Origin of the sequence: Mesorhizobium sp. M7A.F.Ca.ET.027.02.1.1 (assembly GCF_004022985.1) — a bacterium.
Taxonomy (GTDB): Bacteria; Pseudomonadota; Alphaproteobacteria; order Rhizobiales; family Rhizobiaceae; genus Mesorhizobium.
On sequence record NZ_RZOL01000182.1, the window covers coordinates 1 to 12,012 of the forward strand.

The window sequence follows — 12,012 nt, forward strand, 5'->3', positions numbered from 1 at the left end:
CTGGTGGGGCGACGTCGGCTCCAACGTCAAGACCAACGACTCTTCCGTCGTCGGCGACGTCACCGGCTTCTCGATCCTGCCCGGCTCGGACGATGTCTACAATGCGAAGACCGGCGCCTGGGACAAGCTCGCCAGCGGCCCGAACTATGCGCCCAACTGCGCCTATCTCGGCTGGGGCGTCTATGTGATGGCCCGCGTCGATGCCGACGAAAAGAAGAAGAAGGCGGCATGGTCCGCCGCCGCCCATCTCGGCGGCAAGGACCTGTCGATCTGGACGGCGATGTATCCGTCGGGCTTCCAGCCCTACCGCAACTCGCATTTCGACATTCCCGAATGGGTGGCGGCCGGCTACGACGAGGCCTTCATCACCTCCTACCTCAAGTCGGAATCAGACAGCTACAACCATCCGAACGCGGCGATCGAGCCACGCATCCCCGGCATCTTCCAATACTACAGCGCCGCCGAGGACATCCTGGCCAACACTTTCGCCGGCAAGATGAAGGCGCAAGAAGGCGCCGACGCCATCGCGGCGGCCTGGGAGAAGCTGACCGATCAGATCGGCCGCGACAACCAGATCAAGCTCTACAAAGCCTCGCTCGGCATGTAGGCTGGCCTATGAACCGTGGTCCGGCGGCAACGCCGGACCACTTTAGACCGGCTCCGGCTCCTCGAGAGCCTGCAAACGGGCGAGATTTGTGGCTGACCAGACTTCGACCGCGAACCAGTGGCCGGCAGATGCCGGCCCTTCCGATCTGATCTCTCCAGGCCGCAAACGCCTTGGCTGGACGCTAATGGCCGTTGCGACGCTTGGCCTGCTGGCGACGATCGTGCTGGAGATCCTCTACAAGGGCAGCGCCGATACGATCGGCTTCGAGACCTGGCGCCCCGTCGTCTATGCCTATGTGCTGTGGGGTGTGGCGATCGGCGTCGGCCAAGTGCTGACGCGTGGCGAAGACGGACAGCGTGCCCTGTTCCTGCTGCCGGCGCTGCTGTTCACCATCGCCATGGTGATCTTCCCGACGCTGTTCGGTTTCTACATCGCCCTCACCGACTGGAACCTCAGCTCGTTCAGCGGTCGCAAGTTCAACGGGCTTGACAATTTCTGGCAGATGCTGGCCGATCCCTACTACCGCAACGCGCTGTTCAACATGGTGCTCTATGTGCTGGCAGTGGCGGTCGAATATGTCATCGCCTTCGGCCTGGCGCTGCTGCTCAACGCGCAGATCCGGGCGCGAAAGTTCTTCCGCGTCGTCTTCCTGATGCCGCTGATGCTGTCGCCGGTCGCGGTGTCGTGGATGATCGGCAAGTCGCTGATGGAATACCGGTTCGGACCGGCCGCAACGCTGGCGCGCCATCTCGGCTGGGAAAATCCGGCCTTCTTCTCCGACCCGATCATCGCCCGCATATCGATCATGATACTGGATGCCTGGACCTTCATCCCATTCATGATGATCATGCTGCTGGCCGGGCTGCAGGCGATGTCGCGCGAGGTGCTCGAAGCCGCACGCGTCGACGGCGCCAACGCGTGGCAGACCTTCTGGCAGGTCACCTTCCCGCTGATGCTCCCGGTGTCGGTGACGGCGGTGATCCTGCGCATCATCTTCAAGCTGAAGCTTGCCGACATCATCATCACCGTCACATCCGGCGGCCCCGGCGGCGCCACGGATTCCGTGTCGAGCTTCATCTATCGCGAATATCGCGACCGCTCGAATGTCGGCTACGGAACCATGCTGGCGATGGCCTATCTGGTGATCATCGTCGTCTTCGTCACGTGGCTGTTGAAATTTGCCAACCGTTTTGTCCGCAATGTCAATTAAAGCAAGATGGGGGTGAGTTAAGCCCGATGAGCGTTCAGACCACCGAATATGTCGCCTCGGAGATCCGCTCGCCGGCGAGCTTCCTCGCCAGCCGCGTTTTCATCTATGGCGCGCTGGCCTTCTGGGCGTTCATCTGCCTGTTCCCGATCTATTGGACGGTGACAACCTCGTTCAAGACCGCGGTCGACGTCACGCAGGGCCATCTCATCCCCTTCGTCGACTTCCAGCCGGACTGGAAGGGCTGGCGCTCGCTCGGCCTGTCGCCGGACTCGATTTTCCAGACCTCGACGGTGCGCGAGGAGTTCCTCAAGCGCTTCATGAATTCGGTGATCACCTCGGTCGGCGCGTCGAGCCTCGCCATCGTCATCGGCAGCCTCGCCGCCTACGGGCTCACCCGCTATCGCTATCATTTCGCCTGGTTCAAGAACGAGGACATCTCGTTCTTCTTCCTGTCGCAGCTGATCCTGCCGCCGGTGGTGCTGGCCCTGCCCTTCCTGGTGCTCTACCGCGAGGTCGGCCTGCTCGACACGCGCGTCGGTCTGATCCTGCTTTACACGCTGATGGTGCTGCCGATCGTCATCTGGATCATGCGCGACCAGTTCAACTCGATCCCGGTTGAGCTCGAGGAAGCAGCCCTTGTCGACGGGCTGTCGATCTGGGGGGCGTTCTTCCGCATCGTCATGCCGATCGCGCTGCCGGGCATGGTCGCCGCCTTCATCCTGGCGATGGTGCTGTGCTGGAACGAGTATTTCTTCGCCGCCCTTTTGACCTCGACCGACGCCAAGACCATCCCGGTCATGGTGGCGAGCCAGACCGGATCGCAAGGCATCAACTGGTGGTCGATGGCGGCGCTCGCCACGGCAGCCATCGCGCCGCTGGCGGTGATCGGCATCGCGCTTGAGCGCTATCTGATCATGGGCATGACCGCAGGAGCGGTGAAGTAGCAGGGCCCCCTCTTGCCTTCTCCCCCGGCGGGGTGAGCAGCCGGTTCGCCGAAGGCGAATTCATCGTGCCAGTGGCACGATGAAAGGCCGGCGAACGCCGGGACGCTGCGAAGCAGCGGGGACCCGGCAGGGTGGACCGACTAACCACGCCCGGCCCTTCGCAGGCTCAGGGCGTTCGAAGCTCGAAAAGCCAAGCAATTGGCTTTTCGTCCGCGACGCGGACCGCTTCTCACCCCACAGGGGGAGAAGGAAGAACCGCGCTAGCCGCTCAATATCTCCCGCAGATGATCAAGGATCATCGCCACGCCCTTCTGCCCGAGTTCCGCCGATGCCTCCTTGGCGCTCGCCGTATACCAGCTGGTATTGTCGGCAAAGCGGTCGGCATCGACAGCCTCCGGGCATAGCGCCAGCATCAGCGAGGTCTCGCCGATGCCGGCATGATCGAACGGGTACTTGCCGTTCATGTCAGCCGACATCAGCGGATGCACTTGCACCCAGTTGAAGAAATTTTCACCCGCGGCGTGCCCGGAATAGTAGTCGGCCATCGCCTGAGAGCCCCACCAGCCCTCGCCGCGCTCCTTTTCGAGGAAGCGGAAGATCGCCTGGCGGCCGGCGGTCTTGAACGCCAGATCGGTCGGCATGCCGGCGGCAAAGTTCTCGGTCTGGTGGTGGATGATGGCGTGGATGTTGCGAAAGCCGATGCGCAGCAGGCTGTAGAACAGCTCCTCGCCGAACGGCGCCAGCGCATTGCCGCCGACCTGCACCGAGCCGCTGCCTTCCGGGGGCGCCACCGCATAACTCGCAGCACCGTAGTAGAAGGGCGGCAGGATGACGACGTCCTTCTCCTTTTCGAACAGCTCCAGCGTGTTGACGACGGCCAGCGTGTCCATGCCGACGGCCATGTGCTCGCCATGGTATTCGAGCACGCCGAGCGGCAGAGCGACCGGCCAATTCTCGGCGATCGCCCTGCGGATCTGGTGTGGCAGCATCAGTTCGTAGCGCATGATCTATTCCATGTTGGTGTGGCGGGCGCGCATGGCTTCGGGCGACGCTCCGATCAATTCCCTGAGCTTCAGCACCATCACCTCGAACAGCAGGAACAGCGCGCCTTCGAACACCGAGCCCATCGGCAGCACCGATGTCTTCTGCGCCCCCTGATCGTTGGCCATGGTCTGCGCGGGAATGAGCAGGGTGAAGTCGGCAAGCCTTGCCGCGCTGCCTGCGGCCTGGGCGGTCAGCAGGAGGTTGGTCGCGTCGGCATCGTGCGCGACCTGCATCAGGGTCAGCACGGTCGAGGTCTCTCCCGGCCCGGAGCTGACCAGGAAGACATCGCCCTGCCCCAGCGGCGGTGTGTTCATGTCGCCGACCACGGACACCGGCAGGCCCAAATGATAGAGCCGCATGGCAAAACCCTTGACCTGCAAGGCCTCGCGGCCGCAGCCATAGACGACGATCTGTCGCGCGCCGGCCAGCATTTTGCAGGCGGCGTCGATCCGGCTTTCGTCGATGCGTGCCAGCACGCCGCCGAGCTCCTCAAGCGCGGTCTCGAACAGGCTTTTGCTCTTGTCGCTCACCGCGATCCTGCCATCAAAAATCACCCCTGGTATTTGCCGCCCTTGCTGCCACGAACAGCTTGATTTCGTTCATGCTAGCAACCGCGAAAATGCGTGTCCAACGCGCAGCTATGCTTTTGCCTGACCACAGGCGTGATAGTGTCATGTCAGACAAATCAGGCGAGGCAAGCAGCAGCATATGAAGACACGGCATTTCGACCGCATCGGCAATGGCGGCATCAGTCTCACCGAGCTCGGCTTCGGCGCGGCGCCGCTCGGCAACCTCTACCGTGCCGTCTCCGACGAGGACGCCAACGCCACGCTGGAAGCCGCGTGGGCGACCGGCTGCCGCTACTACGACACCGCGCCGCTCTATGGACTCGGCCTGTCGGAAACGCGGCTCAACCCGTTCCTGCGCGGCAAGAAGCGCGACGACTATGTGCTGTCGAGCAAGGTCGGCCGCATCATGCGCGCCTGCCCGCCCGAAGAGCGCACCGGCATCGGCAAGTTCTTCGACACGCCGTCGCGCCGCGAAGTGTACGACTACAGCTATGACGGTGTCATGCGCTCGTTCGAAGCCTCGCTTGAGCGCCTCGGCGTCGACCGGATCGACATCCTCTTCGTGCACGATGTCGACATCTTCACGCATGGCAGCAAGGAAGCCTCCGACCGGCGCATCGAGGAGTTCATGCGCTCGGGCTACTACGGCTTGCTGTCGCTGCGCGACCAGGGCGTGATCAAGGCGTTCGGTGGCGGCATCAACGAGTGGCAGGTCGCACAGACGCTGGCCGAGCGCGGCGACTTCGACCTGTTCCTGCTGGCCGGACGCTATACGCTCCTGGAACAGGAGGCGCTGACGTCCTTCCTGCCGCTCTGCCAGGCACGCGGCATCGGCATCGTTCTCGGCGGACCCTACAACTCCGGCATCCTGGCAACCGGACCGAAGCCCGGCGCCTACTACAACTACTCCGAAGCGCCGAAGGACATACTCCATCGGGTCGCCGGCATCGAAAGCGTCTGCAAGCGTCATGGTGTCAGGCTGATCGAGGCCGCCCTGCAATTCCCGCTGCTGCACCCCTCGGTCGTCTCAGTGGTTCCCGGTGGCCAGCGGCCGAGCGAAGTCGAGAGCAATCGCTCGCTGCTCGATGCGAAACTGCCCGCAGCACTTTGGGCCGATCTCAAGAAGGAAGGTCTGATGCGCGCCGAGGCGCCGACCGCGTAAGCCGGCCGCCGTCGCGTCATCGTCGGGCACAAAAAATGAAAAGCCGGGCAAGCCCGGCTTTTCTGGTCGCATGTACCCGCGTAGGGCGCCAAAATGAAAAGCCGGGCAAGCCCGGCTTTTCTGGTCGCATGTACCCGCGTAGGGCGCCAAAATGAAAAGCCGGGCAAGCCCGGCTTTTCTGAGGTCTCTGAAAAGAAAAAACGCTTAGTTGACTGCGTCCTTGAGGCCTTTGCCGGCCGAGAACTTCGGCACGGTGCGCGCCGGGATCTTCACTTCGGCGCCGGTCTGAGGATTGCGGCCGGTCGACGCCGCACGCTTTGACACGGAGAAATTGCCAAAGCCGACAAGCCGGACATCGCCGCCCTTCTTCAGTTCGCCGGTGATCACGGAAAATACCGCATCGACCGCCGACTGCGCGTCACCCTTCGAAATGCTCGCGGCGTCGGCGACAGCGGACACCAGTTCGTTCTTGTTCATAAAAATTCCCTTCCATGAGAACACCGGAACTATCGACTCATCCGGCAGGAAACGGACTTTAGAAAGAAGCGCTCCCGCAACCAAGTCGAAAAGGCAGGAAAAAAGCGGAAAAAGCCCGGAAATGCTGGGTTTTTCACATGAAAAAGCCGGGCTCTAGGCCCGGCTCTCCGTTTGTGCGCTGCAACCTTGACGAAAACCAACGCATAGCCTCGAAAACCGTAGCCGGTTTTCGGAAAGGGCCATGCGCAAGTCCGAGCGTTAGAGCGTCCTTTGTGCGTCCAGATGGACGCCCGGCGCTCTAATGCGCCAGGGACTTTCCAGCGTCGTCGGCACTGTCTGTCGAGGCCGGCGGATTGACCGGTTCGACCCATTCGATCGGCTCCGGCATACGCACCAGCGCGTGGCGCAACACCTCGCCGACACGTGAGACCGGAATGATCTCCATGCCGTTCTTCACGTTGTCCGGGATCTCCGCCAGATCCTTGGCATTGTCTTCCGGGATCAGCACCTTCTTGATGCCGCCGCGCAGTGCGGCGAGCAGCTTCTCCTTGAGCCCGCCGATCGGCAAGATGCGGCCGCGAAGCGTTATCTCGCCGGTCATCGCCACATCCGCCCGGACCGGAATACCCGTCAGTACCGACACAATGGCTGTCGCCATGGCAGCACCCGCAGACGGGCCGTCCTTCGGCGTGGCGCCTTCCGGCAAGTGCACGTGGATGTCGCGCTTGTCGAACAGCGGCGGCTCGATGCCGAAATCGACGGCGCGCGAGCGGACATAGGAGGCCGCCGCCGAAATCGATTCCTTCATCACGTCGCGCAGGTTGCCGGTCACCGTCATGCGGCCCTTGCCGGGCATCATGACGCCTTCGACCGTCAGCAGTTCGCCGCCGACTTCCGTCCAGGCAAGACCTGTAACAACACCGACCTGATCGTCAGCCTCGACCTGACCGAAGCGGTAGCGCTGGACACCAAGGTAATCGGAGAGGTTCTCCGCCGTGATGCTCACCGTCTTCTTCTTCGTCTTCAGGATCTCGGTCACCGCCTTGCGCCCGAGCTTCATCAGCTCGCGCTCCAGGCTCCTGACGCCCGCTTCGCGGGTGTAGGTCTGGACGATGGCGCGGATCGCGTCCTCACCGACGGAAAACTCCTTCGGCTGCAGCGCGTGATCGCGGATCACCTTCGGCATCAGGTGCCGCTTGGCGATCTCGATCTTCTCGTCCTCGGTGTAGCCGGCGATACGGATGATCTCCATGCGGTCCATCAAGGGCGCCGGGATGTTCAGCGTGTTCGCCGTCGTCACAAACATGACGCTCGACAGGTCGTATTCGACCTCGAGGTAATGGTCCATGAACGTCGAGTTCTGTTCCGGATCGAGGACCTCGAGCAACGCCGATGACGGATCGCCACGGAAGTCCTGGCCCATCTTGTCGATCTCGTCGAGCAGGAAGAGCGGATTGGACTTCTTGGCCTTCTTCATCGACTGGATGACCTTGCCGGGCATCGAGCCGATATAGGTGCGGCGGTGGCCACGGATCTCGGCCTCGTCACGCACGCCGCCGAGCGCCATGCGGATGAATTCGCGACCGGTCGCCTTGGCGATCGACTTGCCGAGCGAGGTCTTGCCGACGCCGGGAGGGCCGACGAGGCACAGGATCGGCCCCTTCAGCTTCTTCTGGCGGCTTTGCACGGCGAGATACTCGACAATGCGCTCCTTGACCTTGTCGAGGCCGAAATGATCAGTGTCGAGCACGTTCTGCGCGAACGCCAGGTCCTGCTTGACCTTGGAGTTCTTGCCCCACGGGATCGACAGGATCCAGTCGAGATAGTTGCGCACGACGGTCGATTCAGCCGACATCGGCGACATCGTCCGGAGCTTCTTCAACTCGGCTTCCGCCTTTTCGCGGGCCTCCTTGGAGAGCTTGGTCTTCTTGATGCGCGCCTCGATCTCGGCGGCCTCGTCGCGGCCGTCCTCGCCCTCGCCGAGCTCCTTCTGGATCGCCTTCATCTGCTCGTTGAGGTAGTATTCGCGCTGCGTCTTCTCCATCTGGCGCTTGACGCGCGAGCGGATGCGCTTCTCCACCTGCAGGACGGAGATTTCGGCTTCCATGAAGCCCATAGCCTTTTCCAGCCGCTCCTTGACCGAGAGCGTGGCCAGCATTTCCTGCTTCTCAGGGATCTTGATGGCGAGATGCGAGGCAACCGTGTCGGCGAGCTTGGAATAGTCGTCGATCTGGCTGGCTGCACCCACCACTTCGGGCGAGATCTTCTTGTTCAGCTTGACGTAGTTCTCGAAGTCGGTGACGACCGAACGCGCCAGCGCCTCAACCTCGACCTCTTCCTCGTCCGGCTCGACCAGCGCCGCGGCGCGGGCCTCGTGGAAGTCGGGACGGTCGGTGAACGAGACGATTTTCGCACGCGAAGCGCCTTCGACCAGAACCTTGACGGTGCCGTCGGGCAGCTTGAGCAATTGCAGCACATTGGCGAGCGTGCCGATGTCGAAGATGGCATCGGGCTCGGGATCGTCGTCGGCGGCATTCATCTGGGTGGCAAGCAGGATCTGCTTTTCCTGACCCATCACCTCTTCCAGCGCCTTGATCGACTTCTCACGCCCGACGAAGAGCGGCACGATCATGTGCGGGAACACCACGATGTCGCGCAGTGGGAGAACTGCGAAGACGCCGTCGCTGGGTGCCTTGGATACTTTGGCCATTGTCCAACCTTTCATGTCGCGGCCGCCAATCAGCCAACCGCGAATCTTATATTAACGACCGGGGATCGTTCCGCCTACCACCGTTTATGACGGGAGTTTTACAGCACAGAAATCGGGCACCTCGGCCTTCTCCAGTTAGTTGGATGCACGACCCCCAAAGATCAAGGGGCGTGTCCAAATCCGCACTTCCAACCCGTCCGCGAGTGACACATTTGCGACGCCAAGCCGTACGCCGCGCAAAAGCCCTGTGTGACAGCAAAACGGCGCCTTGCGGCGCCGTTTCAGAATTTCGCTGCGGGCTCATGATGTCAGGCGCTGACATTGCCCTTCTTTTCCTTCTGCTCGGAGTAGATGTAGAGCGGCCGGGCACTGCCGGTCACCACCTCCTCCGAAATCACCACTTCGCGCACGCCCTCGAGCGCGGGAAGCTCGAACATCGTGTCGAGCAGGATCGCCTCCATGATCGAACGCAGGCCGCGCGCGCCGGTCTTGCGCTCGATGGCGCGCTTGGCGATCGCCGAAAGAGCGTTCTCGTGGAAGGTCAGGTCGACATTCTCCATTTCGAACAGCCGCTGATACTGCTTGACCAGCGCGTTCTTCGGCTCGGTCAGGATCTGGATCAGCGCCGGTTCGTCGAGGTCTTCCAGCGTCGCCAGAACCGGCAGACGGCCGACAAATTCGGGGATAAGACCGAACTTCAACAGATCCTCGGGCTCGACCAGGCGGAAGACATCGCCAGTGCGGCGATCCTCGGGCGAAGCGACGACCGCGCCGAAACCGATCGAGGTCTTGCGGCCGCGATCCGAGATGATCTTGTCCAGCCCGGCGAAGGCGCCGCCGCAGATGAACAGGATGTTGGCTGTGTCGACCTGCAGGAACTCCTGCTGCGGGTGCTTCCTGCCGCCCTGCGGCGGCACGGAGGCGACGGTGCCTTCCATGATCTTCAGAAGCGCCTGCTGCACGCCCTCGCCCGACACGTCGCGGGTGATCGAGGGATTGTCCGACTTGCGCGAAATCTTGTCGATCTCGTCGATGTAGACGATGCCGCGCTGGGCCCGCTCGACATTGTAGTCGGCCGATTGCAACAGCTTCAGGATGATGTTCTCGACGTCCTCGCCGACATAGCCGGCTTCGGTCAGCGTCGTCGCGTCAGCCATGGTGAAGGGCACGTCGATGATGCGGGCCAGCGTCTGCGCAAGCAGCGTCTTGCCGCAACCGGTCGGACCGATCAGCAGGATGTTGGACTTCGCCAGTTCGACATCGTTGTTCTTGCCGGCATGCGCGAGGCGCTTGTAGTGGTTGTGGACCGCCACCGACAGCACGCGCTTGGCGTAGGGCTGACCGATGACATAGTCGTCGAGAACCTTGAGGATCTCCTGCGGTGTCGGCACGCCTTCGCGCGACTTCACCATCGAGGTCTTGTTCTCTTCACGGATGATGTCCATGCAGAGTTCGACGCACTCGTCGCAGATGAAGACCGTCGGACCGGCGATCAGCTTGCGCACTTCGTGCTGGCTTTTGCCGCAAAACGAGCAGTAAAGCGTGTTCTTGGAATCGCCGCTGTTGTTGCCGACCTTGCTCATTTTCATGTCCTTTCATGGCCGCCCGCCGATGGTCTGGCTGAAAGGGCGCATACTCTATCTATCGCGGGAATCCGCCGCCGCCAGTGTGTCCCGGCTCCCGCAACGCATTCCGTACGAAACACAAATCAGAAAACGTGGCAATGATTCGCGACAACCCCGCATAAAGCTAAGCCGCCGAAACTCAACATAGCCTTAACGTAGGCAATCCTGTCCCCCGAGGGAACAGCCAATTGTGGCCGAAATGCCGCAAGACGCGCCAAAAGCGCGTGATGGTGCCATCCAACTGCCAACTTGCCTTTATGCCAGCGCCCCTTCGGCCGCCTCGCGCGACGAAATAACCTTGTCGATGAGGCCGAAATCCTTCGCTTCGTCGGCGGTCATGAAATGGTCGCGGTCGAGCGTTTTCTCGATCTCTTCGTAGCTCTTGCCGGTGTGCTTGACGTAGACCTCGTTGAGGCGACGCTTCAGCTTGATGATATCCAGGGCATGGCGCTCGATGTCGGACGCCTGGCCCTGGAAGCCGCCGGAAGGCTGGTGAACCATGATGCGGGCGTTCGGCGTGGCAAAGCGCATGTCCTTGTGACCGGCGGTCAGGAGCAGCGAACCCATCGAAGCCGCCTGGCCGATGCAGAGTGTCGACACGGCCGGCTTGATGAACTGCATGGTGTCGTAGATCGCCATGCCGGAGGTGACGACGCCGCCCGGCGAATTGATGTAGAGGTTGATTTCCTTCTTCGGATTCTCGGCTTCGAGGAACAAAAGCTGCGCGCAGACCAGCGTCGCCATGCCGTCCTCGACCGGACCGGTGATGAAAATGATGCGCTCCTTGAGGAGGCGCGAGAAAATGTCGTAGGCCCGCTCGCCGCGATTGGTCTGTTCGACCACCATCGGAACGAGGTTCATGTAGGTTTCGACGGGGTTCTTCATCAGATATCTCTTATCTCGCGGTGGGATTCCGGCGCCGGGAATGCCGGCAGATCGGGCAGAATCGGTTCTGGATCGTTATTCCGTAAATAGGATGCCGGCTCATCCTTGTGCAAGGCCGACCCCTCCTAGCCATCTGGGTAAGTCGAATCAAGCTTTCTGACCAAGGATTCGGGCCGGCGGATGCTTCCGCGGGTCCGGAGCCGCATGGCCGGCCGCGCAAGGTAGCAGTTTCTTAACCGCGTCACTTAACGAAATGCGCCGAAACCGCTTTTTTCCGAGACGGCTTCCTCTACAATTCAACGTTGAACTTATGCGTAGAGTTCAACAGGGGAAGTGTCATGCCCGGGAAAACCGCATGCTTCACCATCGCCGGCCTGACCATGCTCGGCACGATTTCGCAGACGGCGGCCGGCGGCCGCGCCGTCGAATGTTATGAGCCGGTCCGCAGTCCGGCTGTCTACGACACGGTCTATGAAGACGTGATGATCAGTCCGCCCGGTCAGCAGGTCGACTATATCGCCCCCATCTATGGCACGCGCGAACGCGTCGTGATGACCGTTCCGGCGCAAGTGACCTACCAGGTCGTGCCGGCCGTCACCCGCACCGTCTACCGTACGGTCCGGATCGATGGCGGCGGCTATTCCTGGGAATGGCGCGTCGTCCATGGCCGCAAGGTGCTGTGCAAGGTCTGGCACAAGGCGCGCTACGAACGTGTTGCCAAAACCGTGGTGATCCAGCCCGAACGCACGCGGCGCGTGGTCATCCCCGCACAACACGAC

General features: G+C 61.9%; 10 protein-coding genes and 1 pseudogene. 5 read left to right on the forward strand and 6 right to left on the reverse strand.

Annotated elements, in window-relative coordinates; all coding sequences use genetic code 11:
- From EN749_RS19805 to EN749_RS19815, 3 genes and pseudogenes are all read left to right on the forward strand, one after another.
- Positions 1-607, forward strand: a pseudogene (locus EN749_RS19805) (sugar ABC transporter substrate-binding protein); the annotation flags it as partial.
- Between the two features lie 88 nt (positions 608-695).
- Positions 696-1,817 (forward strand): sugar ABC transporter permease, encoded by a 1,122-nt coding sequence (locus EN749_RS19810; RefSeq protein ID WP_127273345.1) that lies wholly within the window; start codon positions 696-698, stop codon positions 1,815-1,817.
- A gap of 26 nt (positions 1,818-1,843) precedes the next feature.
- On the forward strand, positions 1,844-2,761 hold the full coding sequence (locus EN749_RS19815; protein ID WP_127321755.1) for a carbohydrate ABC transporter permease: 918 nt from the start codon (positions 1,844-1,846) through the stop codon (positions 2,759-2,761).
- A gap of 260 nt (positions 2,762-3,021) precedes the next feature.
- On the opposite strand, the gene EN749_RS19820 is transcribed toward EN749_RS19815, so the two are convergent.
- Both EN749_RS19820 and EN749_RS19825 read right to left on the reverse strand, forming a co-directional pair.
- Positions 3,022-3,765 (reverse strand): creatininase family protein, encoded by a 744-nt coding sequence (locus EN749_RS19820; protein WP_128363770.1) that lies wholly within the window; start codon positions 3,763-3,765, stop codon positions 3,022-3,024.
- Positions 3,766-3,768: 3 nt separating this feature from the next.
- Positions 3,769-4,335, reverse strand: coding sequence for an SIS domain-containing protein (locus EN749_RS19825; protein WP_128363771.1), 567 nt, complete (start codon positions 4,333-4,335; stop codon positions 3,769-3,771).
- A 178-nt stretch (positions 4,336-4,513) separates the two neighbouring features.
- Between EN749_RS19825 and EN749_RS19830 the strand changes: the two genes are divergently transcribed.
- Positions 4,514-5,536, forward strand: coding sequence for an aldo/keto reductase (locus EN749_RS19830; RefSeq protein WP_128363772.1), 1,023 nt, complete (start codon positions 4,514-4,516; stop codon positions 5,534-5,536).
- A gap of 204 nt (positions 5,537-5,740) precedes the next feature.
- On the opposite strand, the gene hupB is transcribed toward EN749_RS19830, so the two are convergent.
- From hupB to clpP, 4 genes are all read right to left on the reverse strand, one after another.
- Positions 5,741-6,013: a DNA-binding protein HupB gene (gene hupB / locus EN749_RS19835; RefSeq protein WP_127268007.1), complete on the reverse strand. Its 273-nt coding sequence runs from the start codon at positions 6,011-6,013 to the stop codon at positions 5,741-5,743.
- 298 nt (positions 6,014-6,311) lie between these two features.
- Positions 6,312-8,723 carry an endopeptidase La gene (gene lon / locus EN749_RS19840; RefSeq protein WP_127810676.1) on the reverse strand — a complete coding sequence of 804 codons (2,412 nt, stop codon included), beginning with the start codon at positions 8,721-8,723 and terminating at the stop codon, positions 6,312-6,314.
- 308 nt (positions 8,724-9,031) lie between these two features.
- Entirely contained in the window at positions 9,032-10,306 is a 1,275-nt protein-coding gene (gene clpX, locus EN749_RS19845) for an ATP-dependent Clp protease ATP-binding subunit ClpX (protein WP_013532190.1), read from the reverse strand.
- A 297-nt stretch (positions 10,307-10,603) separates the two neighbouring features.
- Positions 10,604-11,233: an ATP-dependent Clp endopeptidase proteolytic subunit ClpP gene (gene clpP, locus EN749_RS19850; protein ID WP_013532191.1), complete on the reverse strand. Its 630-nt coding sequence runs from the start codon at positions 11,231-11,233 to the stop codon at positions 10,604-10,606.
- Between the two features lie 338 nt (positions 11,234-11,571).
- Here clpP and EN749_RS19855 point away from each other — a divergent pair.
- A partial coding sequence (locus tag EN749_RS19855) for a hypothetical protein (protein WP_128363773.1) occupies positions 11,572-12,012 on the forward strand: 441 nt, incomplete at its 3' end.